The following is a 24681-nucleotide window of genomic DNA, read 5'->3' as shown; positions in this document are numbered from 1 at the left end:
GCTACAGGTCCGCGTGCAGGTTCCAGACCCGCTCGGCTGAATCCCGCCAGCTGAACGACCGAGCCCGGTCCTGGCCGGCGATCCGGAGTCGCTGCGTGCGTTCCGTGTCGCCGAGAACGGATGCCACGGCGTCAGCGAGCCGTTCGGCGTACCCCTTCTTTCCGCGCTCCACGGCGACTCCCGCTCCTCCGGCGACTTCCATCAGCGCGGGGTCATCGGAGTGGACGACCGGGGTGCCGAACGAGAAGGCCTCGATGAGGGGAAGCCCGAAGCCCTCCTGCAGGCTGGGGTAGACGAACACGCTGGCCCTGGCGAGCACGACGGCGAGGTCGGCGTCCGAGAGGTAGCCGAGCGCGCGGACCCTGCCCTCAGGCAGGCCCGCCTCGTCGGCGACGACGGCCAGGGAGAGCTCACCCCACGTGTCGGGTCCGAGCACGAGGACCGGCAGGTCGGGGGCGCCGGGCTGGCCGAGTCCGCTGATGAGCGAGGTGATCCCGCGACGCGGGTCGAGCGATCCGACGGTGAGGAGGTATTCGTCGGGCAGGTCCAGCTTGCTCGCGCGCCACTCGGCGTCGACCGGCAGCGTGAGGCTCGACGCCACGGCCCCGGGGATGACGCGCACCCTGTCACCGAAATCGACGAACTCGGCGAGCTGCTCCGCGACCGCGTGGGTCGGAACGACGATGGCATCCGCGTGCTTTCTGGCGCGTTTCACCATCGCCTTCTGCCAGGCGACGTGGGTGGGCGTGAGCGACTTCGGATGCGTCCACGGCAGCGTGTCATGGATGGTGACGACCATCTGCGTTGCGTCGAATGCGCGGTCGTGCCGGCGCAGGGGCGCCAGGAGGCTGGGCGAGTGGATCATGCCGGTTCCGAGCGTCGGCACGATTCCCAGTTGCCAGGCTGCGGCGAGTTCGCGTCGGGGGAGGGTCGTCCGGTGGAGTTCCGCAAGACCGGGCAACCGTTCTTCGATCGCGGCGATCTTCTCCGGAGGCAGCGCAGACACGATGCCCTCGACGATGCAGCCCTTCGGAGCCGTCTGCGTCAATGCGCGGGTGAGCTCCTCGGCGTAGCGGGAGATTCCGTTGGGCAGCGGTGTGACCATCTGGTCGACGACAACACGGAGGGTCGTGGTCATCGGGCGGCCGGGAGGTCGGTTCCGAGCATGCCGGATGCTCCGGGAGTGAGATAGCGCACAGTATGTCCTTCGTTCCAGTCGCCTCGATTCTATTTGCTCGAGGTGGCCCGTCCCTGTGTCGCTGATGCGCCGTTGGTAGACTGCCACGGTGCAGATCCGTGAACTGAAGATCCCAGACCGCTACGAAATCCTCCCCAGCCAGGACGCACGGGCGTACCACGACACTCTCCTCCGGAAAGGGAACTGACCCATGCGCGGAATCATTTTGGCCGGGGGATCGGGAACACGCTTGTGGCCGATCACCAAGGGCATCTCCAAACAGCTGATGCCGATCTACGACAAGCCGATGATCTACTACCCCCTGTCGACCCTCATGATGGCCGGGATCAACGAGATCCTGATCATCACGACGCCTGAGTACAACGACCAGTTCCGCGCGCTTCTCGGCGACGGTTCCGAACTCGGGATCCGGCTCGAATACGCGGTTCAGGAGTCTCCGGACGGGCTGGCCCAGGCCTTCATCATCGGTGAGGAATTCATCGGCGACCAGAGTGTGGCGCTGGTGCTCGGCGACAACATCTTCCACGGTTCAGGACTCGGCTCCGCGCTCCGCAACCACGGAGAAGTCGAAGGCGCCCTGATTTTTGCGTACCACGTCGCCGACCCGAAATCGTACGGTGTCGTCGAGTTCGACGAGAACTTCGTCGCAGTCTCGATCGAAGAAAAACCCACCGAGCCGAAAAGCAATTACGCCGTTCCCGGGCTCTACTTCTACGACAACTCGGTGGTGGGAATCGCGAAGACGATCACGCCGAGTGCTCGTGGGGAGCTCGAGATCTCAACGGTGAACGAGCGGTACCTGGACGCCGGCAAACTGCAGGTGAAGGTGCTCGACCGTGGAACCGCATGGCTGGACACCGGGACTTTCGAGTCGATGATGCAGGCATCCGAGTACGTGCGCGTCATCGAAGACCGGCAGGGTTTCAAGGTCGGATGCATCGAGGAGATCTCCTGGCGCGCCGGCTGGATCGACGACGCCCAGCTGGCCCGTCTGGCGCAGCCGCTGATCAAGAGCGGATACGGCACGTACATGAGGTCGTTGCTCGGCGACAAGACGCCCTAGCGCGCATATGCGACTGCGGTCGTTTGGCGTCATCTATGCTGTCGGAGACCGAGGGGGTCTCTGATCGTGAATTTTCTCAAGCGAGCACTGTCGCCGGCATCGCGACGCCGGGCGGGGACGGTGGGGATGGCGATGCTGATGTCGGCGCTCACCGTCGCCGTGCCATCCGTCGCGCAGGCCGATGTCGTCCGGGGCAGCGTGAGCGCCGCTGCGGCGCCGACCGTCAGCCGGGTGAGCGGCGTCGATCGATACGACACGGCCGTGAAGATCTCGCAGAAGGGCTACCCGAGCGCGTCGATCGTCTACGTCGCGACGGGAGCCGACTATCCGGATGCGCTGGCGGCGGCCCCGGCGGCGGCGCTCTCTGGCGCCCCACTGCTCCTGACCACCCCGGATGCACTGCGTGCAGACGTCAGGGACGAGATCATCCGGCTCAAACCGTCGACCATTCGTATCCTCGGAGGAGAGAGGGCGGTCTCTCCTGCGGTTCACAACGCGCTCGCGCTGATCGCCCCGGTCGAGCGCCTCGCCGGATCCGACCGTTTCGAAACGTCGCGGATGATTGCCCAAACCGTCTTCGGGAAAGCCGCGACGGCGTTTCTCGCCACCGGCGCCAACTATCCTGATGCGCTCGCTGCCTCCGCCGCCGCCGGGGCGATGTCTGCGCCGGTGATCCTCGTCGACGGGCGATTCACGGCCGTCGAGCCACGCACCACCGAGGTGCTTGGCGCCCTTGGCGTGACGAAGGTGATCATCGCCGGCGGCGCCGCCGCCGTTCCGCAGCAAACGGAGCAAACCCTGCGGAGTTCTGGACTGACGGTGCAGCGGGCCGCCGGGAGCGACAGGTACGCGACGGCCGTTGCCGTCAACACGATCGCTTTTCCCTCGGCATCGGAGGCGTTCCTCGCCACAGGCGTCGGCTTCTCCGACGCCCTCGCGGGCGCTGCGCTGGCAGGCAAACGAAAGGCGCCGCTGTACCTCAGCCTCGATTCGTGCCTGCCGACCGGCACGGCGACCGACATCAAGACCCGACTGGCTGTCGGCTCGGTGACGCTGCTCGGAGGCACAAGCGTCCTGCGCGACAGTGTCGCCACCCTCGTCGACTGCCCGGCGTGGTACGCCGCCGAGAAACTGCGGTCAGAGAAGGAGCTCACCTCCAAGCTCAACGCCAGGATGTCGTCCCTGGCCGGGTCGTACTCCGTCGCGGTCCGCGAAATTTCGGGCCTGCAGCGATCCGTGTCGATCCGCGGGGCCGACATGAAAGAGCCCGCCAGTTCGATCAAGCTGTTCCCCGCCTACGTGGCGCTCAAGCTCATCGATGACGGCAAGCTGTCCCTGGGTTCCCGGACCTCGTCGGGAACCACCGTCCGGGACTGCCTCCGGGTGATGATCCACATCTCCGACAACCCGTGCCACACCGAACTCATCGCCCTGCTCGGCCAACAGAACCTCAACGACCTGTTCGTGAGGGAAGGCTACACGCGCACCCACTACACCGGGTGGTCGAACGGTGTTCGCTACGACGCCAAGCACAGCACCGCCGACGACCTGGCCCTCCTCCTCACGCGGCTCAACGCCGGAACGTTGCTGAGCCCGTCGGGAACGGAGCACCTGCTGTCGTTGATGAGGTCGCAGATCTGGAGGACCCGCGTGGCGGGCGGCATCCCGCCCGGCGTCGTCCAGGCATCCAAGATCGGCAGCCTGTGGATGCAGGGCTCCGGGATGGTCGACACGGACGCCGCCATCGTCTACGCGCCCAACGGCACCTTCGTCATGTCGGTGATGGGCAGCGCGGGCGCCAGCGCCCCGAGCAACGCCGCACTCGCCCGTGTCGTCTACGAGCACTTCAACGGCGCTTTCGGTGCGGCGGCGAGCTACCCGACCCAGCAGATGTACGCGACGACGAACGTGACGTTCTACTCGGGTGCCGGCACGGGCGCGCTCGCGACGATCCCCTCGGGCACCTGGCTCGAGGCCATCGACAGCGTTCGGGTCTGGTACCGGGTGAAATACAACGGCCGCACCGGCTACGTCAACAGCTATTACCTCGCGAACCGATGACCACGGGGATGGACGGTAACCGCAGTGATGACCAGGATGCCATGACCGAGCGAACGCAGGCGCCCGAGCGACGCAGGCGGACCTGGTGGATCGTCGCCGGGGTCGTCGCGGCGCTCGCCGTCGTGATCGTGCTGCTCACCGTCGTTCTGACACCCACCCGGTCAGGCGTTCCGTTGAGCACACCCGAGCCGACACCCACCTCGACGTCCACAGCATCCCCGTCCACGGCCACCCCGTCGTCGAGCGCTCCGCCGGCGACGCCGAGTGCGAGCCCAGGCGAGCTGCCCGGCATCGGCGAGGAATCGACGACCCCGGCAGGTGTTTCACTTCGGGTCGATGAGATGGAGTGTGGTCTCGCCTCGGCCGGGGCGGGGACACCGCCGCCCACGGGGGAGTACTGCTCGGTGACCTTCACCGTGGCGAACGATGGTGCCGAGGCCATCGATGTGTTGACGACGGATCTCCACGGGCACGTGGGCGACACGACCTACGAGGCCGTGACGGAGTTCGGCAGGCTGGGCGATGACATGTCGACGGCCACCGTCCTTCCCGGTTCAGCGATCGACGGTGTCCTCTTCTTCGACGTCCCAGCCGGATCGGCGCTCGACACCCTGTCGATCACCGGCACCTGGTTCGACGGCGCCGTGGATGTGAGCGCGCCGACGGCCGGCTGACGGCAGGGACGTCAGCGAGCCCAGCCCGGCCTGGCGAGGTAGTCGAAGAATTCGCGTTTCAGGTCGGCGAGGGTGTGGGCCTGGTCGAGTTCGGACATCACGAACGAGATGTCGGTGTCCACCTTCGTCATCCGCCATCCGAGCCGCTGTGCCCAGGCGCTCGCCCAGATGTCCTCGAGGAACCCGTAGCGATACGGCAGGCTCGAGAAGAACCGGTCGTCGGCCACGAGTTCGGAATCGCAGATGGATCCCCCCGTGCCGACGTAGTTCGCCGGCTCACCCGGCTGCACCTCGGTGCGGGCCCAGTACGACCCGTCCATCCGCCAGACCCACCAGCCGGCATAGGTGTGCGGAGCGTACGCGGCAAGGAGGTCGGCCACGAACGTCGGTGAGATGTCCTGGTCGTCATCGAGCATGACGAACGGGCCGCTCTGCCCGGTCGACCGGGCATGCCTCGCAGCGAGGAAACGCGCGATCCCGCCGAGGTTGGTCGGGGAACTGACGTACTCGATCGAGGCGATCGCGCCGGCATCCGTCAGCGCGGAGATGGCCGCCCGATAGTGCGCGTCGTTCGTGGGCTGGTTGTTCCACAACATGACCCGCAGCGGGACCGGGGCCTCCTGGCCGGCGAGCTGGCTGAGCAGGTCCCGGATGCGACTGGGCCGGTTCCAGAGGCACACGACGACGGGCAGGGCTCCAGGGTCGGGAGTGCCGTGGAGGATCGCGGGGGAGATCCCGCGACGAGCGAAGCGGTCGACCGCGCTTCGCCATCGCAGTCGTGCCGGCGTCGAGGTGAGCCCGCGGAGCCAGAGAAGCGAGCGATGCAGCGCCGGGCCGAGGCCGACCCGCTGGGCGGCGCGGACGGCCGTTGAGCGGAAGGCGATCATGCGGGACACCCGGTCGGGCCGCCCGGCACCCGGCAGCGCGTGGTCATCGCAACCTGACCGTCGTCCACCAGCTCCGCACGGACAGGCCCAGCCGGGCAAGCACACGCACGGGGGCGAGGTACCACTGGGGATAGAGCTTCGAGACGAAGAGGTTCGCACTGGCGTGGTGCTGCCTGGCCATGACCGCCGAGGACTGCTCCGTGGAGTGCGCGCCCGTGTGGAGGACTTCGGCAGACGGCACGTACACGTTCCGCCAGCCCTTCGCGCTGAACCGGCGGCCCAGGTCCACGTCTTCGAAATACATGAAGAACGATTCGTCGAACCCGTTCACCGCATCGAAGTACTCCCGGCGAACCGCGAGGCAGGCGCCGGACAGCCAGCCGGCGTCGTGGATGTCATCGCCGAGCGATTCCTCGTTGCGGTACCGACGGGACCAGGGATTCGTCTTCCAGGTGTTGGCGAAGAGGGCGTGTCCCACGCCGGTCGTGAGTGAGGGCAGCCGGCGAGCGGAGGGGTACACGGTCGAATCCGGGTTCAGAATCCGCGGTCCGACCGAGGCGATCCGCCGGTCGGTCCGAAGGGCCTCGACCAGGCGGTCGAGAGAACCGGGAGCCATCTCGACGTCGGGGTTCGAGAGAAGGACGACGTCGATCTCGGGTGAGAGCGCGCGGACGCCCAGGTTCATGGCCGCACCGTAGCCGAGGTTCGATCCCGCTTCGATGAACCGGGCGCCACCGGCTTCGGCGGCGGAGCGCGTCGACGCGACGTCAGTTGACGCATTGTCGACGACGATGATCTCCGGGGTGCCTGCCGAGGCCGACCCGACAGACGTGAGGAACGGCTTGAGGCTCTCGAGTGAGTTATGGGTGACGGTTATGACGCCTACTGATCGAATCTGCACGTATCAGCCCAGGTCAGCCAGCACGGGTTCAGCGTAGAGGACCCCGGCCGACAGGGCGTGGTCGGTCACGTTGAAGCTCGCGGCCTGCGGGAAGTCGTGGAGGTGGCGCCCTTCGAAGTCCATGAGAGAGGCATTGATGAAGTACTTGCCCCCTCCGAAACGGACGTCCTTGAGGGTGAATTCGACGGCACGCTGCCCGCGGAGAACGCCGAGGTCCTTTCCCATCCGCTTGCTCGTGGTCCCGTAGATGACCTGGCCGAGGGCGCTGTCGATCTGGATCGCGCAGACCCAGTTCTCCAGTTCCTTCTCGGCGCTGAGGGTGACGCGGATCTTGAGGTCGTCACCGGCCCGGATGTCGTCCTGTTCGTTCCGTCCTGCGGCGCACACGGTGACCTCCGTCACGGTGTTGTGTGCGGGGGCGGCTTCCTTGGGAGCGGTCGCGAGGTCGGCCTGGCGCCGGTCCTCGAGGATGTCGCGGAACTCGGCGACCGCTTCACGCGGGTCGCCGTCGAAGACGACGTTGCCCTTGTTGAGCAGGATCGCCCGATCGCAGAGCTCCGTCACCTGGCCGAGGCTGTGGGTCACCAGGATGATCGTGCGACCCTCCTGCTGGAACGACCGGATCTTGTCGAGGCACTTGCGCTGGAACGCTTCGTCGCCGACCGCCAGGACCTCGTCGACGAGCAGGAGGTCAGGGTCTGTGTGCACCGCCACCGAGAAGGCGAGCCGGACGTACATACCCGACGAATAGAACTTCACCTGCGTGTTGATGAAGTCCCCGATGCCCGAGAAAGCGAGGATGTCGTCGAATCTCGCGTCGGTCTGTTCCTTCGACAGCCCCAGAATGGACGCGTTGAGGTAGACGTTCTCGCGCCCGGTGAGGTCGGGGTGGAACCCGGCACCGAGTTCGAGCAGCGCGGCGATGCGGCCGCGGCGTTCGACGGTTCCGCCGGTGGGATCGATGATCCCCCCGATGACTTTCAGCAGGGTGCTCTTGCCTGAGCCGTTGTGGCCGATCAAACCGACGGTCGTTCCCGCCTTGATGTCGACCGAGACATCCTGCAGCGCCCAGAACTCGCGACGGTGCTTCTTGCCGACGCGGCCCAGGCTGACGATCCGCTCCTTGAGCGAGTTGTCTTTCCGGACGACAAACCGCTTGGAGACGCCCTCGATGCGAACGATGGTGGGTGCCTGGGTCACTTTTCAGCCTTACATTGCGAGAGGGTGGCGACGGTCGCTGTCACTACAGCTCCTGGGCGAAGTTGCCCTGGAGCCGTGCGAAGACCCGGTGGAAGCCGACGAGGAGCACGAGCCCGACCGCGATCGCGATGCAGAGGCGGAGCATGAGCATGTCGGGGTACTCAGCGACGTCGTGACCGCTCACCCAGAACGATCGTTGGAAACCGAGGACCGCGAGGGTGATCGGGTTGTTCGTGTAGATATCGAGGAGGACCGACTCGCCGAGGATGCCGCGCACCATCTCCCAGGAGTAGACGATGGGAGAGGCCCACAGCGCGAGCAGCAGCAGGACTTCGACGAGGTACTGGATGTCGCGCAGGTACACGTTGACCGCGGCAAGCAGGAGTCCGAGCGCGGTGCCGAAGATCAGCAGCACCAGGAGCGAGGGGATGAAGTAGACAAGTTCAGCGGTGAACGGAGGCGACCCCATCGCGAGCGTTGCGGCTAGCAGGATGATGAGCTGGATGGAGAAGTTGAACAGCGCCGAACCGACGCTCGCGAGCGGGAACACTTCGCGCGGCAGGTAGATCTTCTTGATCAGTCCGGCGTTGCCCACCACCGACGCGGTTCCGCCGCTGACGATCTCGTTGAACAGACCGTACGCCGTCAGGCCGGTGAACACGTAGATCGCGAACTCGGGGATGCCGCGCTCAGCACCGAGGAACTTGCCGATCACGACGTAATAGATCGCGAGCTGCGTCAGCGGCCGGATGAGGGCCCAGATGACACCGAGCGCGCTGTCCTTGTAGCGGGACTTGAGGTCACGGCGTACGAGGAGGGAGAGCATCTCCTTGTGGGCGAAGATCTCGCGGAGTGACGCCCAGGTGCCGGTCAGGCTTCGGGAATTGTCACCGACCGTGATCATCGGCTGGTTGCTGAGGGCGACGAATCGGTCCTGGGCTGACATAGGTATTCACTTCAATCCGAGAGAGGGCTGCACAAGTATAACGTGCGCTTCCGGCGCTGAACCTTCGGCCGGTGGCGTCTGGCCGCGGGTGCGCTCAGGGCTTCAGCGTCGCAGTGCTTTGCGCATCGCTGCTGACAGGCCGTCGGCCAGTCGGAGAACCCGGCGCGAACGGAGGCGCTCGAGCTGGTCGTCCGTATCAGCCACCTTATCGCGGAGCTTGGCGATCCTGGCCTCGAGGGTGGCGTTGCGTTCGCGACGCTGCTCGAGCTCGAGGCGGGCGACGCCCAGTTCGTAACTGAACGTGTCGCGCTCGATCGTGGTCGCGTTGACCTGGTTCTGCAGGCGTGCGATGACCTCGCCGAGGTCGCGGCTGGAGTCCAGCAGCGCCGGCTCGATCGGTACGTCACGGACCGGGCTCTCGACGGAGTCGGCGATCGTCGTGTCGAGGACGAGGGTGCCGGCCTCGATCCCTGCCCGCAGTTCGTCGCCGGCCGGGTGCCTGGCGGCATAGAGAGCGAAGAGGCTTCCCTCCTGGAAGCGTCGGTAGTCCCGCATGCCGTGATGGTTCGGGCTGGGCGTCAGGTCGCTGTTCTCATACGATCGCCCCGCGTTCTCGACCTTCCTGGCGTATTGCGCCCACGAGCGCCACGGGAAATGGAGCACCTCGATCCCGGCGGCGGCATCCGGGGTTCCTCCGCTCGCGATGTCCACGAAATGGTTCCCCTGCGACACGGTGACGTCGGGGGAGCCGATGTGGGCCGCATTCTGGGTCGAGTGGGAGAGGAGTCCGATCTCCAGCAACCGCGCTTCGCTGCGCAGGTCTTTGTAGATCAACCGGTTCAGCCCGGTGCCGTCCAGTGCCGGTTCGCCGATCATGTCGAACACCGGAACGTCGAAACTCCCCACGCTTTCGGGGATCAGCTCGAAAGCCTGCTTGAGCGTCTTCTTCCGGTCTGTGGCCACCCAGAATTCGTCGGCGTCGGCGTTGATCACCCAGTTCGCCGAGTGGAGCCGGTAGGCATCCCTCGCCATCTCGGTGACGGTCGTGCCCTGCTGCTTCTTCTGAACCGGGTCGTGACGCAGGTCGACGAGTCCCCTGGCCGCGTAGTCGGCAAGCAGTTCGGCGGTGCCGTCGACCGAGCCGTTGTCGGTGACGATCACCACGTCGACCCCCTGTCGAAGGTGGTGGTCGAGCATGGCGCCGACGATGTCGATTTCGTCGCGAACCATCAGCGTCATCACCAGTTTTGTCACGGGGGCAGTCCTTTTCGCAAACAGAGCGCGTGCCGGCGCTCGAAAATGTTTCGGCCTATTCTCTCAGAGCCCGTTCGTTCCCTGAAAAATCGGGGGGGATCACCGGGCGCGCCGAGTCGAAAACTGAGACCTCTGCCCACTACGATGTATGGTGTTCTGCCCCGCCGCGGGGACGTATGCCGAGATGGTGTGCCGTCGAAGTCTAACGACATTGTCAGAGCATATAGGGGGGAACACCGATGGCAGTGAAGCGCGTCTGGGCGGCTGTTTTGAGCGTCATTCTGGCGGTGGCCGTGATGGTTCCGGTTTCACTGGCGTCGAGTCCGGAGCCCGCCGCGGCGCTCTCCGGCTCGGAGTTCAATGCCGGCAACATCATCAGCGACGACAACTTCTTCTTCGGATCGGCGATGTCCGAGACGCAGGTGCAGTCCTTCCTCGACGCCCGCGTGTCGAGGTGTGAGGCCGGGTACACCTGTCTCAAGGACTTCGAGCAGACCACGTACTCGCGGACCGCTGACAAGATGTGCGCGTCGTACGCCGGGGGAACGAACGAATCGGCCGCCCGCATCATCGCCAAGGTCGCCCTGGCCTGCAACATCAGCCCCAAGGTTCTCCTCGTCATGCTCGAGAAGGAGCAGTCGCTGGTGACCTCGACGAGGCCGAGTGTCTCGCGCTACAGCATCGCCATGGGATACGCCTGCCCTGATACGGCCCCGTGCGACGCCCAGTTCTTCGGCTTCTACAACCAGGTATACAAGAGCGCGTGGCAGTTGAAGCGGTACGGCAACCCGGAAGGAACGTCGAACCTGTTCTCGTGGTTCCCGGTTGGAAAGCCCTCGCGCATTCAGTACAACCCCAACGCGGCCTGCGGCACCGGTGCCGTCACGGTCGAGAACAAGGCCACGGCGGCCCTCTACTACTACACCCCGTACCAGCCGAACGCGGCGGCCCTGTCGAACATCTACGGCACGGGCGACTCATGCTCGGCCTACGGAAACAGGAACTTCTGGCGTCTGTACACGACGTGGTTCGGTTCGCCCACCACGTCACGGGTCGGCAGTCTCGATTCGGCGGTCGGGGGATACAAGTCCATCACCGTCACCGGCTGGGCGCTCGACCCGTCCTCCAAGGCGAGCACCTACGTGTGGGTGAACGTCGATGGCGTCGGCGGGCCTGTCAAGGCTGACGCCCCACTGTCCTGGTTCGACGCGGAGTTCCCGGGTTACGGACCCAATCACGGCTTCAACGTCACCATTCCGGCGACGCCGGGCTCGCACGAGGTCTGCGTGTACCGGGATCAGACGCTGATCGGCTGTAACACCGTCGGGGTCCCCCAGGGGATCGGCCACCTGGACTCGGCGACAGGCGTCGTCGGCGGCGTGGACCTGAGCGGCTGGTCGGTTGACAGCCTGAGATCCGACTACTCCTACATCTGGGTCAACATCGACGGACAGGGCAGCGCACAGCGCACCAACACGAGCCTGTCCTGGCTGAACACGATGTTCCCGGGGGCAGGCACCGGCCACGGGTTCAACCTTCGGGTCTGGGCGACCCCCGGTAAGCACGAGGTCTGTGTCCACGGTCCCGACAACCTCATCGGCTGTAAAAACGTGACCGTCCCGACCGGGACCGGCTCGTTCGACTCCGCTACCGCCGTCGTCGGCGGCGTGCAGATCACCGGCTGGTCGGTCGACGGCAACCGCCCGGACTCCTCGTTCATCTGGGCCAACGTCGACGGTTCGGGTGGTGCCCACCGCACGAACACCTCGCTGTCGTGGCTTCCCAACTACCTGCCGGGCTTCGGTCCTGGCAACGGCTTCACCGTGAAGCTTCCGGCGAAAAAAGGCGCCCACCGGGTCTGTGTCTTCGGGGCGGACTCCCTGGCCCTGGGCTGTAAGAACGTCACCGTCCTCAAGGCGGCCGACGGCTACGTCGATACCGTGACAGCGGTCCCCGGCGGAATCCGGACCACCGGGTGGTCGGTCGACCTCACGACGAGCGCACCCTCGTACATCTGGGTGAACGTCAACGGGGCCGGCGGCCCGCACAAGGCGGACAAGCCCCTCTCCTGGTTCAACGGCCTGTACCCGGGAAGCGGACCCAACCACGGCTTCGACGTCACGATCCCCAAGCCACCCGGAACGTACGAGGTGTGCGTGCACGGCACCGAGGGTCTTCTGTCCTGCAGGAGCGTGACGGTCAAGTAGCGCGACGCGGGGACGTCCGTCAGCTGAGGAGGACGTCCCTGACCGCGTGCAGGTACGTCTGCCCGTAACGCTGGGTGGGTTCGAGCACGGCGCTTTCAGCCCACTCGTTCCAGGCGTTGATGAAGACGACACGCTGGTCGCGCGGGCGATCGGCGACCGCGGCCACGGCCGCTTCGAGCCACCGACGGAACGTGTACGGGTTGGATCCGTACCAGATGTGAGGCGTCCACTGCCGTCGCGCCGTGTTGTCGAAGCTGACCATGACACCCGGGAACCGGTCGGCGTCGATCTGCCCGCGGAGGCGGTGTTCGGCCACCTTCGCGAGTGCACCGTAGCTGAGGACGTCGCCCTGGAAGCGGGCGTCGATCGGAAGGTCCTGGCGGGGCTGCAGGTCCCACTGCAGGTTGTGCGGGGCGAACTCCATGTAGCCGTCGAACCCGTGGTCCGCCGGCGTTCCGGAGACCCCGTCCATGACCGCTCCCACGTCCACCGAGAGGATGTACAGGTCGTCCAGCCCATGCTCGCGAGCGGTTTCGCGCCACTGTGCCAGCACGGAACGGTAGTCGGGGATCTGGGCGATCTTGTACACGGCGAGCACCGGGCGGGAGTCGATCCTGATGTACCGGTCGTCAAGGAGGAGCGGGAGCACATCGTCGATGAACTGCGACGTGGGAACGTGCTCGTAGTCCTGGGCCATGAGCACGTCGCGGGCGCTGCCGTCCCAGGTCCTCGTCCAGTTCTCGTTCGCCCACATCACGCAGAACGGGTGGTCCGAGTCGCTCGCCAGGAGGTCTTCGATCGGCTTGTTGAGAAGCTTCTTTCCGGCGAACCAGTAGTAGTAGTACATGAAGCCTTCGATACCGGCATCCTGCGCCATCGTGTACTGGCGTGAGCGCACGTCAGGGTTCGCCAGGTCGTAGAAACCCAGCTCGCCCGGGAGCAGCGGCTGTACGTGCCCGCTGAACACGGGTTTGGCGGCGGCGACGTTGGACCATTCGGTGAATCCCTTCCCCCACCACGCGTCGTTCTCCGGGACGACGTGGAACTGGGGCAGGTAGAACGGCACGGCACGGGCGCGCGGGTGCCGGGGGTACCCGGGAGCGAATCGCTCCCAGGAGGATGCGCTGTCCGCCGCGCCGGTCTCGCGCATCACATACCCGGACTCGGTCGTCACGATGCCGATGAGACGCTCGACGCCGTGGGCGGTCGTGCCATCGACCTGGCCGGATTCGTCCTCGAAGTCAGCCGCGCTCAGTTCGAGGGAACGCAGGCCCTGCAGGATGAACGCCCGAACCCAGTAGATCGAACCGGACGGGAACCGCAGGTCCTCGTCGACGAGGGGCAGTTGAATGCGTCGAAGGAGGTCCCGCGTGATGTCGCGATCCCCGCCCCAGAACTCGCTGCCCAGGATGTTTCCCGGTGCGGTGACCAGGCCGAGGGTCGGATCGTCTGCGAAGGCGCTGAGGATCTCCGGTGCGGCACCGAGGACGTCGCGGAGGAGCGACTCCCGCCAGCCGTCACCGCTGCCTCCCAGCTCGGCGTGGTCTTCGCGCCATTCGCTTCGTTTCGTGTGGATCTTCAGGACGAGGTCATACCCGTCGAGGAGTCCGGCATTGACGACGTAGATCAACGGAAGGATGTCGCGACCCTTGTTCGCGACGGGGAGGACACGGACACCCTGCAGCCGCTCGAGTCCACCCAGCTGAAGGTCGAGGTCCTCTCCCGATGCGTTGGTGACGAGGAGGTCGAAGTCGACAGGGATCCGGGCGAGCCCGTCGAGAAGCTCAGGGACGAGTTCCGGGTAGAAGACATGCAGCACGACGGCGACCCGGGACGTGGAGACGGTGCGTTCGCGCATGGCCGACGTCCAGGTCGTCGGGTATCCGCCGTTCATCCGTTCGATCCTGCGGCTCAGCCACTGGGAGTACTCGGACGGACGGATCTGGACTGCAGATGTGGCGTCGGTGTGCATGGGGTGTGGTGCTCCTCGCCGGCCTTCAGAGCCAGTTCAACGGGTCGGTGCCGAAACGGGCTTCGACGAATTCCCGGACCAGGTGCCCGTCCGGGGCCACGGTCGGGTTCGTCAGCAGTTCGCGTTTCACGAAAGGGAATCCGAGTTCGAGCATCGTGCGCCAGCCGCGGATGACCGGGTTGTCTCCGGGTGCGCCGACGATCTGCGAAGGGAACGCCGCTTCAGATGAGAACCCTTCGGAGAACAGCGCCCGGGTGAGGCCGAATTCGTACTTGTCGATGATCGCGTGTTTCGCGGTCTCGTTCGGAAGGTTCGTCCAGAACTCGCGCATGACCGGGGTTGCGAGCGTGCCGTTGCGAAAGCCGGTGAAGAAACTCTGCAGGTGAGGCGAAACCTGGAGGTTCGTCGTGGCCGACCAGGCGTCGCTTGTGGACGACTCGAACAGGTCGACGAGGGGATCGATCGACGCGAACGGGCCGACGATGCTGTCGTTGACGAGCAGGACGTGGGGGCGGCGGCGGATGTCGGGAAACATCGCCATGGCCGCCGACCAGGAACCGAAGTCGTACCCGATGTTCGGTTTACGGATGACCATGAGGTCGGACGGTTTCCCGGTCGGCCAGCGCAGGGGTTCCGTGGACTCGGACGCGCGGATGAGGATGACGAAGTAGCCGCGGCCCTGAAGTTGCGTCACCAGCTCCTCGATCGACCGGGAGACCCGGGCGTCTGCGGAGTAACTGGCGAACAGCGCGACCCGGGATCCGGGCGGAACCGACGACGGCGTCCCTTCGATCGTCACCTGATCGAGTATCTGGCGGAGGACGGTCTGCTTCTTCCCGGCCATCACCCTAGAACTCACCGCGCTGGAACACCTTGCGCCGCAGCATCCGAATCGGCCGGGTCACTCTCCAGGATGTCGAATTCCGCAGCGCCATGAGCTGGTGCCGGTACCGTTCGCTCAGCTCGCGTTCGGCCTGGAGCCGTTTCGCGGCGAGGTCACGCTCCGCTGCGACGCTCTCCAGGCGGCTCCTCGCCGCACGGAGCTCGCGCCGGGCTTCGGAAAGCTCCCACTCATGATTCGGCTCGGCGTTCTCCGGCTGGTCTGGCATGACTCGGACTCCTGGTGATGCGGGTAGTGGACGGGGCGGACGTGGGAACGGCTCTGTCCGGGACCAGATTACCGGACGGCTCCTGAGCGAGAGCACACGGGACTACCGCCGCCGCCGGTTCAGCGCGGTGACGACGGCGCGCAAGGGGGCGGTGACCTTCCATGACGTGCTCCGCTCGATCCCGTCGATGCGTTTCTCGAGGTCCAGCCGCTGTCGCGTCCGGACGGAGACGACGCCGTGCGCATTGTCCGGCGCCTTTCGCGGGGAGGTGCAGAACGCGACGAGCGGCTGGAGCACACTCGTCCAGGTCATGGCGGCTGCGGTCCTCGCCACCCGTTCGGTCATCAGCATCCGGGAATCGTCGTCGTACAGGACCTGGACGAGTGCCCGCTGCAAGGCGTCGACGTCCTCAGGCGGAACCACCAGGCCGAGCCCCTCGCGTTCGACGAGGCCGGCGAAGGTGTCGCCCGTCGTACTGACGATGGGCAGACCTGCCCACAGGTAGTCCAGGATGCGCGTCCGGAAGCTGAAGGCCGTCTCAAGATGGTTGAAGTGCGTGCTCACCCCGACGTCGGCGTCGAGGAGGAAGTCGGCGCGGCTCTCGTACGGGACCCATTCCTCGTGGAAGAACACCACGGAACCGAGCAGGCCGAGCTCGTCGGCGAGGCTCCGTGCCTCGGCGGCCATGCGCATCGCGGGGACGTTGGCGTTGGGGTGCTTGCCTCCGAGGAAGAAAAGCCGGAGGTCGCTGTGTTCTTCCGACAGTCCCGCGACGGCACGAAGAAGCGTCAGCGGGTCGAACCAGTTGTAGAGCCCGCCGCCCCACAGGATGACCTTGTCCGATTCCCGGATGCCCGGCACCGCTCCCTTGATGCCGTGGACCCTCTGTACCGGCCGTTCATCCGGAAGGCCGAACGGGACGACGTCGAGAAGAGTGCGGAGGCTCACGTCGTCGTCGTAGGTCAGCGGGTTGATCCGGTTCATGGCGGCCAGCTGTCCCAGCCAGAAATCCCGTTGCTTCTCAGAGGCGCAGAGCATGTAGTCGGCGCGTTCGATCTGGACGTTCAACACCTCGGCCGTGTGGGCGGAAATCCACACGCGGTCCTCGAACTTCTCGGCTTTGGCCTGTTCGAGAACCTCGAGGTGCATGGGGTCGTAGATGTCGGCGACGAGCACGTACCGGGGATCGGTCAGCCACGGGTGGCTGTCGAGGATGTGGCCCTGAAAGATGACCACGTCAGCCCAGTCGGCGTGCTCCCGAAGCTCACTGTCCGACGCATGATGAACCGGGAACGGTGCGCCGATCGGTTCCGTGCGCTGCGTCGACACCAGGCGGACGTCGGCCGTGGAGTCCAGCGCCCGTGCCATCTCGAACGCACGGATCGCGGGGCCCGCCATCTGCCGGGAGATGACATCCGGCGTGAGAATCAAAACCCGTGATCGGGCAACGTCGGTCGTCATATCGGGGGTTCTCCGCCTTCGTCGCGATGGTTGAGCCTGGGCACACAACTAGGTGACCCTAACATGCGCGAAATCGGCCGCTCCGTGTGCAGTGTTCGAGGGGCTGGATAATCATTGGATGCCTTACACACAGCCCACGGACCTGCAGCGACCGTCATGGAGTGCTCGCCTGGTCCCCGGAGGTCTCGCCCTCGCCGGTGCAATCGGAGCGATCGGGGCCGTGGGGCTGGGCGCGTCGACGGTCCTCGTGTGGCTGGTCGGCATCGTGGGCATCTCAACCGTCCTGGCCCGGTTCATGCCGGTGGCCGTGTCCGTCGCATCCGCTGTGATCTTCGGGTTGTTCTACTCCCTGATGCTGATTCGCCTTGTTCCTTTCGGGCCCGACAGCCTGTCCTGGACCTGGCTTCCCGCGATGGCGGCGCCCGCGATCGTGGCGGCCGTCCTCCTCTTCACAACGCCGCCCCGTCCCCGCCGCGGCTGGAACCGGAACACGGTGGCGACCGTCGTGGCTGTCGGTCTTCCCGCCCTGATTGCTGCCGCAAGCGCGATCGCCATCGTGCTGAGGTTCGGGCTGACCCACCTGTCCTGGAGCATGAACCGGGACGCCGTCACCAGCATGATCTTTTCCCGATTCCTCGTGGAGGATGGCGGTGCGAGTGCTGAGCGTGCCAACCCGCTCCTGCTCCCGTACGGGCTGATTGCGGCGGTTCTTGTTCCAGGCCGGAGCGCGAGCCCTCCCGAGGGGCTGCTCGAGCACGACATCGTGCGGATGGCGGGCCTGTGGCTGGTCATCGTTCTGGCCACGAGCGTCCTCGCCGCCCTGGTCGCGGTGACGACCATCCCGGCGCGCCGCTGGGGCACCAGGCTCGTGTTCGGCCTGGTCGCGGGGATTCTCCCGGTCTCGTGGTTTCTGGCAGGTTCGGCGTTCGCCTTCGGGTTCTTCAACGCGACCCTGACCGTCCTCATCCTCCTCGCTTCCTGGCTGGTGTGGAGACGGTCGAACGCGACGCCGGCCTGGTCGGTCTGCCTCTTGCTTCTGGCATCCACGACGCTGCTCGCAACGTGGTCTCCGTTCGCCGTCGTCACCGCGGCACTGGCCGCTGCGGCCACGGCCTTGAACTGGCGTCGGCTCGTGAGCCCCGCCGCACTGTTCTGGGTCGCGCTGTCCGCCGCTCAACTGCTCGCGTGGGGATGCCTCGTGACGGTTCCCGACTTCCTCAGGGACGGCCAGCACCTGGGAAGCGGGGGAGGGATCTTCGACTCGTCGCCGCTCGCATTCGCCCTCATCGCCCTGCTCGCCGTCGTGATCGGTTTCGTGAGCCGGGCCCGGGAGGGTGAAGCACTCGACAGAATCGGAGTGATCGTCATCCTCGCCGCCTCAGCACCGCTTCTGGTCTACTTCCTCTCGTTCCGGTGGGGCACGGATGACGTCTGGACGTACTTCCCGGCCAAGTTCAGCTGGCTGGTTTCCAGCGTGCTCCTCATCCTGATCGTGGCCCTCTCCGGGCGGGTGGTGGCCGACCTCGATCGTGGCGCCTCAGTGCGAGCCGTCGTCGCCACCACGGTCCTCGGGCTCCTCGGCGGGCTCATGCTGTGGGCGGTTCCCCTCACGAAACAGGCCTCGGACGCCTATCCGGCGTTGTCCGTCTGGCGCAGCGTGTCGATCAGCGAGCACGATCCGTTTCTTCGAACCGCGTTCGACCTCTCCAGCCCTGAAGAGAACAACCTCGCGGTCAGGTACAACGGCGTCGCCGGGGACTACTTCGTGAACGCGTGGCTGCTGCAGGTCAACGTCGAGAGCATGCAGGACCCGATTCGCCAGTACGCGTATTCGTACTTCGCCTGGGATGCCGCGGACACGTGCGACGTCGTGGAGGAGATCGGCCGGCCGGTGACCATCTGGACCAGGGACAGCGCCCTGCTCACCGAACTCGATACCGTGTGCCCCGACGGCGATTACTCAGTGCGGCTGCAGCAGGGGTAAGTTCGCCGACGTCCGGGGGAGAGATCGCACAGCGACCGCCGTCGTCGCCGTCAGGACGAGAAGGAAAGCGATGGTCAGCGGGACCCAGCCGAGGGGAGGCTGCCAGTGCGGGGCGCCGATCATGTCGCTCCACGAGCCGGCGCCCACGACATAACTGCGCAGCACGGCGAGAAAGCTCGCGGCGTGAGCACAGGACATGAGGACGATGAGGACGATCCCGATGCGCCGCGCCGGCGCGACCACGTTCTCACCGGCACGGTCGTCGATCGCCAGCCCGCAGGCCAGGAGGAGACAGGTGTAGACCGCCAGCATGTACCTGCCCTGCCAGATGTAGCCGAATTCGGTCACCAGGGCGCCCTGGACGATGGGCGGGATCAGGACCGCGAGAACCACGAGCGTCACGATCACGATCCGGTGCGCGCCCGTGGCCAGCGAGAGCCCCGCGACGACGACGATTCCGATCGCGATCGTCCAGACGACGACGGTGAACGCAGGCGCCGGACGGTCGAGCCAGCCGAACAACCCGATCCACCCCGTGCCGAAGTCGAAGGTCGCGTTCATCATGCTGGTGAAGCCGTCCGCGAATGTCTGCCCTCTCCCTGCAAGCTCCACCGCCTGTCCTGACGGCTTGGGAATGAGTTGCCACACCACCGCGGCGCAACCGGCTGCGGCGCATCCGAGCAGCGTCAGCCAGGCCGCCGGTTGGCGGCGGAGTGTTTCGAGCACCGGTCGCCTGGCGAGCAGGAGGGCGACCAGGAGGACGATCCCCAGCCAGAGCAGGGAGATGCTCCGCGTGTTCACCAGAAGGAGAACGCTGCCGACGCAGATGGCGCCGCGTTCCCAGAGCATCCCTCGCGAAGACCGCGTCCGCAACGCGAGCACGAGGGTGACCAGAAGCGCGCCGGCCGCGAGTGCTTCAACCGCGTTCGGGTTCATCGATCCGGAAAGGAAGAAGACCATCGGGGTCAGCGACGTGACAGCCGCGACCAGCAGGGCGCCATTGGGGCGGAACTGGCGAACGCCCATGAACAGGAACCCGACCAGCACCGCGCAGAGTGCGACGTTCATGGCCCGCATCGCATACAGGGCGGGGGTTCCCGAGAGGACGAGGGTCGGCGCGCCGATGACGGCGTAGTAGAACGGGCTGTTCGGGCCGGAGGACGTGCGCGTCTCGACGATCTGGTCGGGGTCCCCGGCCAGCGGCGGTTGGCAGGAAGCATCCTTGACCGGGTCGAAGGCGAAGCATCGGAGCGCCGTGACGTGTGCGATGTAGCGGGGAACGAAGGCCACGGACTCGGATGGGTGTGCCTCTGAGATGGGCATGACGATCTGCCCGCGAACGACGGCGGCGGCTCGGATGGCGTGGGGTGGTTCATCCGGGACCGCCGTCATCGGCGTGGCCAGCGCCCAGATGCCCGCGAGGACGCCGAACAGAACGGCAGCAACGAGGAAATCACGCCAGCGCCGTGGATGGTTCTCGTTTCGAATGCTCGCCTGGTCCGTCATCGTCGTTGTGCTGGGCCCGTCGGTTCTCTCGGTCTCGTGCGCTCTGCTGAGGTCGATACAGTCTATGTTGTGGTAAAGCCTGGCACGGGCGCCCTGCGCTGACGTCGGTCTCCGCGGGAGCGCCGCAGACAGATTGCTAAAGTTGGCTGCCGCCGTTTGGCTGAAGAAAGGCTTTGCATGTCTAAAACGCGACCTGGCGTCGTATCCGTTGTCCTGGTGAATTTCCGCGGGACGGACGACACGATCGAAGCGATCAGCCACCTTCGCAAGATGGACTGGCCCGAGGACAAGCTGGAGATCGTCGTTGTCGAGAACGCCTCCGGCGACGACAGCGCAGCGCGCATCTCCGCAGCCGCCCCCGACGTCACCCTGGTCGTGTCGAAGGAGAACCTCGGTTTCGCGGGCGGCTGCAACCTCGGCGTTCGATCGAGTTCCGGCGAGTTCGTCGCATTCCTGAACAACGACGCCAAGCCGGACCCATCGTGGGTTCGCGCAGCGGTCAGCCGTTTCGGCTCGTCGCCGAGAATCGGCGCCGTCGCCAGTCGCGTCCTCGACTGGGACGGCAAGAATGTCGACTTCATCGGCGCCGCCATGACCTGGTTCGGCATGGGATACAAGCCGTTCACGGGTCAGCCGATCCCCGTCAAAGCGGACGAGCCCCACGACGTCCTGTTCGGGACCGGCTCCGCAATGTTCGTGCGTCGGAACGTCTTCGACATCCTCGGTGGCTTCGATGAGCGGTACTTCATGTTCTTCGAAGACGTCGACCTCGGCTGGCGGCTCAACCTGCGGGGATACCGGTTCGTCTACGAGCCCGCGTCCCTCGCGTTCCACAAACACCACGCGTCGATGAGTGCGTTCGGGAACTTCAAGGAAACCTACCTCCTCGAACGGAACGCGCTGTTCACGCTGTTCAAGAACATGGGCCAGGAGAACCTCCACGAGTCGCTCGCGGCGGCCCTCGCCCTCTCCGTCCGCCGGGCGGTCGCGCGGGGCAAGCTCGACTCCACCTCGCTCGACATCCGGCGCCCCGGAGGGGACCGGGAGCCGGACATCGCTGTGCCCAAAGACACGGTCGCCACCCTGTTCGGTATCGACCAGTTCGTCGACGAACTTCCCGGCCTGCGGGCGGCGCGGGCCGAAATCCAGTCCAGTCGCGTGCGTTCCGAAGCCCAGGTCTGGCGCCTCTTCGGGGAGACCGACGCGCCGTCCTTCGAGGGTTCGCACTTCCTCGAGGGATACGACAAGATCCTCGATACCTTCGCCGTGCTCGGCGTGCCGGCACAGACGAAGGTGCTCGTCATCACCGGCGATCCGATCGGCGCGAAGATGGCCGGCCCGGCGATCCGGGCCTGGAACATGGCCGCAGCGCTGTCGGAGGACAACGAGGTGACCCTCGTCAGCCTGAGCGGTGTCGAGAAGGTCGATGCTCCGTTCGCGGTGGTCCACGTCGAGCCCGGTTCGGAACGCGACATGCGAAAACTCGAGCAGTGGGCCGATGTGATCGTGTTCCAGGGGCTCGCAATGGCCCTGTTCTCGTGCATCCGCAAGACGACGAAGATCGTCGTCGCCGACATCTACGACCCGATGCACCTGGAAGGACTGGAGCAGGGGCGGGAGAACGGGACCGAGCTGTGGAACCGGCAGGTGCGCGACGCCACCGACGTGCTCAACGAGCAGCTGCTTCGCGGTGACTTCTTCCTCTGTGCCTCAGAGCGGCAGCGTCACTTCTACCTGGGCCAGCTCGCCGCCCTCGGCCGGATCAATCCGGCGAACTACGCGGACGACCCCGACCTCACCGGTCTGATCAGCGTCGTCCCGTTCGGTCTTGACCGCACACCTCCCGCCCACGAACGCACGGTACTCAAGGGCGTCCTGGACGGGATCGACGCCGACGACAAGCTTCTCCTCTGGAGCGGGGGGCTCTACAACTGGTTCGACCCCAAAACCCTGATCACAGCCGTCGCGCGACTGGCCGAGCGCCACGACAACGTGAAGCTGTTCTTCCAGGGGACGAAGCATCCCCACCCCGGCGTTCCCGAAATGGCGATCGTCGCGGAGTCGCGTGCGCTCGCCCGCGAACTCGGGGTGCTGAATTCCCACGTGTTCTTCAACGACTCGTGGGTCGACTACACCGACAGGCAGAATTACCTCACCGAGGCCGATGCCGGAGTCAGCACGCATTATTCGCACATCGAAACGACCTTCTCGTTCCGGACCCGAATCCTCGACTACCTCTGGGCCGAACTGCCGATGGTGGTCACCGAAGGCGACCACTTCGCCCAACTCGTCGAGGAAACCGGTATCGGCGTCGTCGTCCCGCCGCAGGATGTGGATGCGCTCGTCGCCGCCCTCGACCGTGTCCTCTTCGACGACGAATTCGTGACATCCGCCCGGACGTCGCTTGCCCGTGCGCGTGAGCCCTACTTCTGGGACAACGTCCTTGCCCCGCTCGTCGGATTCGTCAGCAGCGCACATTTCGCTCAAGACCGGGTCGAGCGAGGCGAAGCCTCATCGCCGAAGGAACTGAGCACCAGGCCCGCCCGCCCGCCGAAGAAGCACGGGATCCGGCACGACGTCGACCTCGTGCTCTTCTACCTGAAGAACGGTGGAACGCGGGTCCTCGTCAACAAGGTCAGAGGCCGGCTCTCCCGGCGACGGTGACCTGTCCGGCGCGGGGCACGTCCAGGCCCGGGCTGGGCGTGCCCGCGGGAACAGACGTGTTGTCCGCGAGGGTTCGGTTCTCCGTGCGAAAGGCTGCGAGGACGTAGCCGGCGGTCGCCAGTGCGAGCGCCGTGAAGACGAACACGAGCACCAGGTTTCCGCCCGGCGCGCTCCACAGCGGTCGCACGAAGGTGTCGCTCCAGGTGCCGCTGACGCCGACCGCGTATCGCCTGAGCGTCGTCGCGAAGCTGAGCGACTGGGCTGCGACCCACAACACGAGGACGAGGAGTGCCAGACGGTTCAGCTGCGGTGTCCTGGCACCGGAGCCCGGGCGTTCCAGGAAGCTCGACACCAGCGCAGCGAGGCCGAACATCAGGCAGAGGTACAGCGGCAGCGTGTAACGCCCCTGCCAGATCAGGCCGCCGCCGGTGATGTACGCGCCCTGGATGAGAGCGGGAACGAAGAGGACGGCACCGACGAGTGCGAGGGCAACGACCAGGGGGCGTCCTCTCAGCACCACCCATGCGGCGCCGATGAGCGACGAGGTGAACGCCGCCCAGATGAAGTACACCGAATCATTGGCCGGCGTATCGAGCCACCCGAACAGGCCCACGAGTTCCTCACCGGAGTCGAAGGTGCCGGAGAGCACGAGCCAGAACCCGATGAGGGGGGCGGCGCCCGCTTGCGGGACGACGCTGGGCTTGTCGGGGGTGGCGAGTCCGGCGAACAGGGAGCTCGAGCCGAACAGCCAGAGAAGCGACAGGGCCGTTGCGACGGCGACGACGGCAACGGCTACCTGCACGGAGCGGCGGGAGAAGAGGTCCCGGAGGACTCGGCCACCAGGGATCAGCAGCGGCAGGCCGATCGCCAGGAGGACCCAGATCAGGGCGAGGCCTCGCGTGTTCACCGCCACGGAGGCTGCGAGAGCGAGAACGGCGCATCGCCGCGCCAGGGTCTCGGGACGGGGATCGAGCACGATGCTGAGCATCGCCGCGAGGACGGCGACCGTTGACGAGGCCTCGAGCGCATTCGGGTTCACCGAACCGGAGAGGAACAGCATCATCGGGGTGACGCCTGCGACCAGTCCGAGCGCGGCCAGAAGCGGGCGCCTCCATGCAGACACCAGCAGGAAGGCGAGGGCGAGGAACAGCGAACTGAGAGCGCCGCTCACGAACCGCATGGCGTAGAGACCGGCATCCCCCTCGAGGACGAGGCTCGGCCACCCCACCGCGGCGTAGTACAGCGGGTTGTACAGCCCTGCCGTCGTCGTGCCGTCCACGATGTCGCCCGGGTCCCCGGTCGTCTCTGTCTCACAGCTGCCGGGCGTTTCGGCGTTGAAGGCGAAGCACGCCCGGGCATGCGTATCGGCCACGAAACGGGGCACCTGCACGACGGAACCGAGCGCCGATGGCTCGCCACCGACCTGCCCGTGAGCGACGGCAGCCGCCTTCACGAAGTGCGCCGGCTCGTCAGGCGACGCCGCGATCGGTGTCGCCAGCGACCAGGCAGCCGAAAGTGCCGTCAGGAGAACCCAGAGAATGACGAAGACGCGCCAGCGCCCGAGTTTCGACGGCATGAGGAGGATCCTATCAAC

The 24681-nt window shown here is 66.1% G+C and carries 18 protein-coding genes; 6 read left to right on the top strand and 12 right to left on the bottom strand.

Features of this window, described 5'->3' with window-relative positions:
- Nucleotide 1: 1 nt before the first annotated feature.
- The gene (locus ABIE24_RS11625) at nucleotides 2-1138 is read right to left on the bottom strand and encodes a glycosyltransferase family 4 protein (RefSeq protein ID WP_354499798.1); all 1137 of its coding nucleotides are present in this window, start codon (nucleotides 1136-1138) and stop codon (nucleotides 2-4) included.
- 250 nt (nucleotides 1139-1388) lie between these two features.
- On the opposite strand from ABIE24_RS11625, the gene rfbA reads away from it, so the two are divergent.
- The 3 genes from rfbA (at nucleotide 1389) to ABIE24_RS11610 (ending at nucleotide 4996) form a co-directional block, all read left to right on the top strand.
- Nucleotides 1389-2261: a glucose-1-phosphate thymidylyltransferase RfbA gene (gene rfbA / locus ABIE24_RS11620; protein ID WP_354499797.1), complete on the top strand. Its 873-nt coding sequence runs from the start codon at nucleotides 1389-1391 to the stop codon at nucleotides 2259-2261.
- Nucleotides 2262-2327: 66 nt separating this feature from the next.
- Nucleotides 2328-4322, top strand: coding sequence for a cell wall-binding repeat-containing protein (locus ABIE24_RS11615; RefSeq protein ID WP_354499795.1), 1995 nt, complete (start codon nucleotides 2328-2330; stop codon nucleotides 4320-4322).
- A gap of 41 nt (nucleotides 4323-4363) precedes the next feature.
- Nucleotides 4364-4996, top strand: coding sequence for a DUF4352 domain-containing protein (locus ABIE24_RS11610; RefSeq protein WP_354499793.1), 633 nt, complete (start codon nucleotides 4364-4366; stop codon nucleotides 4994-4996).
- Between the two features lie 11 nt (nucleotides 4997-5007).
- On the opposite strand, the gene ABIE24_RS11605 is transcribed toward ABIE24_RS11610, so the two are convergent.
- From ABIE24_RS11605 to ABIE24_RS11585, 5 genes are all read right to left on the bottom strand, one after another.
- A complete protein-coding gene (locus ABIE24_RS11605) occupies nucleotides 5008-5883 on the bottom strand; it encodes a glycosyltransferase family 2 protein (protein WP_354499792.1) in 876 nt (291 codons plus the stop codon).
- A 43-nt stretch (nucleotides 5884-5926) separates the two neighbouring features.
- Nucleotides 5927-6784 carry a glycosyltransferase family 2 protein gene (locus ABIE24_RS11600; RefSeq protein WP_354499790.1) on the bottom strand — a complete coding sequence of 286 codons (858 nt, stop codon included), beginning with the start codon at nucleotides 6782-6784 and terminating at the stop codon, nucleotides 5927-5929.
- Between the two features lie 3 nt (nucleotides 6785-6787).
- Nucleotides 6788-7984, bottom strand: coding sequence for an ABC transporter ATP-binding protein (locus ABIE24_RS11595; protein WP_354499789.1), 1197 nt, complete (start codon nucleotides 7982-7984; stop codon nucleotides 6788-6790).
- A 43-nt stretch (nucleotides 7985-8027) separates the two neighbouring features.
- A complete protein-coding gene (locus ABIE24_RS11590) occupies nucleotides 8028-8930 on the bottom strand; it encodes an ABC transporter permease (protein ID WP_354499787.1) in 903 nt (300 codons plus the stop codon).
- Between the two features lie 102 nt (nucleotides 8931-9032).
- Nucleotides 9033-10184 (bottom strand): glycosyltransferase family 2 protein, encoded by a 1152-nt coding sequence (locus ABIE24_RS11585; protein WP_354499785.1) that lies wholly within the window; start codon nucleotides 10182-10184, stop codon nucleotides 9033-9035.
- 239 nt (nucleotides 10185-10423) lie between these two features.
- Between ABIE24_RS11585 and ABIE24_RS11580 the strand changes: the two genes are divergently transcribed.
- A complete protein-coding gene (locus tag ABIE24_RS11580) occupies nucleotides 10424-12391 on the top strand; it encodes a LasA N-terminal domain-containing protein (protein ID WP_354499784.1) in 1968 nt (655 codons plus the stop codon).
- Between the two features lie 19 nt (nucleotides 12392-12410).
- Here the strand turns inward: ABIE24_RS11580 and ABIE24_RS11575 are convergent, their stop codons facing one another.
- The 4 genes from ABIE24_RS11575 to ABIE24_RS11560 all read right to left on the bottom strand — a co-directional run bounded on the left by ABIE24_RS11575 (nucleotide 12411) and on the right by ABIE24_RS11560 (nucleotide 16933).
- On the bottom strand, nucleotides 12411-14363 hold the full coding sequence (locus ABIE24_RS11575; protein WP_354499782.1) for a glycoside hydrolase family 99-like domain-containing protein: 1953 nt from the start codon (nucleotides 14361-14363) through the stop codon (nucleotides 12411-12413).
- A 25-nt stretch (nucleotides 14364-14388) separates the two neighbouring features.
- Entirely contained in the window at nucleotides 14389-15222 is an 834-nt protein-coding gene (locus ABIE24_RS11570; protein WP_354499780.1) for a rhamnan synthesis F family protein, read from the bottom strand.
- On the bottom strand, nucleotides 15212-15472 hold the full coding sequence (locus ABIE24_RS11565; RefSeq protein ID WP_354499778.1) for a hypothetical protein: 261 nt from the start codon (nucleotides 15470-15472) through the stop codon (nucleotides 15212-15214). The genes ABIE24_RS11570 and ABIE24_RS11565 overlap by 11 nt, the downstream gene beginning before the upstream one ends.
- A gap of 102 nt (nucleotides 15473-15574) precedes the next feature.
- On the bottom strand, nucleotides 15575-16933 hold the full coding sequence (locus ABIE24_RS11560; protein ID WP_354499776.1) for a glycosyltransferase family 4 protein: 1359 nt from the start codon (nucleotides 16931-16933) through the stop codon (nucleotides 15575-15577).
- 118 nt (nucleotides 16934-17051) lie between these two features.
- Here ABIE24_RS11560 and ABIE24_RS11555 point away from each other — a divergent pair, with 118 nt between their 5' ends.
- Entirely contained in the window at nucleotides 17052-18917 is a 1866-nt protein-coding gene (locus ABIE24_RS11555) for a hypothetical protein (protein ID WP_354499774.1), read from the top strand.
- On the opposite strand, the gene ABIE24_RS11550 is transcribed toward ABIE24_RS11555, so the two are convergent.
- Nucleotides 18894-20423 carry a DUF2142 domain-containing protein gene (locus ABIE24_RS11550; protein WP_354499773.1) on the bottom strand — a complete coding sequence of 510 codons (1530 nt, stop codon included), beginning with the start codon at nucleotides 20421-20423 and terminating at the stop codon, nucleotides 18894-18896. The genes ABIE24_RS11555 and ABIE24_RS11550 overlap by 24 nt on opposite strands.
- A 177-nt stretch (nucleotides 20424-20600) precedes the next feature.
- Between ABIE24_RS11550 and ABIE24_RS11545 the strand changes: the two genes are divergently transcribed.
- Nucleotides 20601-23087, top strand: a complete 2487-nt coding sequence (locus tag ABIE24_RS11545) for a glycosyltransferase (protein ID WP_354499771.1) — start codon at nucleotides 20601-20603, stop codon at nucleotides 23085-23087.
- Here ABIE24_RS11545 and ABIE24_RS11540 read toward each other — a convergent pair.
- Complete coding sequence (locus ABIE24_RS11540) at nucleotides 23059-24663, bottom strand: DUF2142 domain-containing protein (RefSeq protein WP_354499769.1); 1605 nt, start codon at nucleotides 24661-24663, stop codon at nucleotides 23059-23061. The two genes, ABIE24_RS11545 and ABIE24_RS11540, sit on opposite strands and share 29 nt — an antisense overlap.
- Between the last annotated feature and the right edge of the window lie 18 nt (nucleotides 24664-24681).

This window comes from Mycetocola sp. 2940 (genome assembly GCF_040548835.1).
Lineage (GTDB): Bacteria > Actinomycetota > Actinomycetes > Actinomycetales > Microbacteriaceae > Mycetocola_A.
The sequence above is the reverse complement of the archived record's forward strand: the minus strand, read 5'-3'. Positions and strand labels throughout refer to the sequence as shown.

Coding starts and splice junctions, on each gene's coding strand:
- ABIE24_RS11550 (WP_354499773.1), bottom strand. CDS start 20,423: ATGACGGACCAGGCGAGCATTCGAAACGAGAACCATCCACGGCGCTGG.
- ABIE24_RS11625 (WP_354499798.1), bottom strand. CDS start 1,138: ATGACCACGACCCTCCGTGTTGTCGTCGACCAGATGGTCACACCGCTG.
- ABIE24_RS11555 (WP_354499774.1), top strand. CDS start 17,052: ATGCCTTACACACAGCCCACGGACCTGCAGCGACCGTCATGGAGTGCT.
- rfbA (WP_354499797.1), top strand. CDS start 1,389: ATGCGCGGAATCATTTTGGCCGGGGGATCGGGAACACGCTTGTGGCCG.
- ABIE24_RS11580 (WP_354499784.1), top strand. CDS start 10,424: ATGGCAGTGAAGCGCGTCTGGGCGGCTGTTTTGAGCGTCATTCTGGCG.
- ABIE24_RS11605 (WP_354499792.1), bottom strand. CDS start 5,883: ATGATCGCCTTCCGCTCAACGGCCGTCCGCGCCGCCCAGCGGGTCGGC.
- ABIE24_RS11565 (WP_354499778.1), bottom strand. CDS start 15,472: ATGCCAGACCAGCCGGAGAACGCCGAGCCGAATCATGAGTGGGAGCTT.
- ABIE24_RS11545 (WP_354499771.1), top strand. CDS start 20,601: ATGTCTAAAACGCGACCTGGCGTCGTATCCGTTGTCCTGGTGAATTTC.
- ABIE24_RS11540 (WP_354499769.1), bottom strand. CDS start 24,663: ATGCCGTCGAAACTCGGGCGCTGGCGCGTCTTCGTCATTCTCTGGGTT.
- ABIE24_RS11575 (WP_354499782.1), bottom strand. CDS start 14,363: ATGCACACCGACGCCACATCTGCAGTCCAGATCCGTCCGTCCGAGTAC.
- ABIE24_RS11610 (WP_354499793.1), top strand. CDS start 4,364: ATGACCGAGCGAACGCAGGCGCCCGAGCGACGCAGGCGGACCTGGTGG.
- ABIE24_RS11590 (WP_354499787.1), bottom strand. CDS start 8,930: ATGTCAGCCCAGGACCGATTCGTCGCCCTCAGCAACCAGCCGATGATC.
- ABIE24_RS11560 (WP_354499776.1), bottom strand. CDS start 16,933: ATGACGACCGACGTTGCCCGATCACGGGTTTTGATTCTCACGCCGGAT.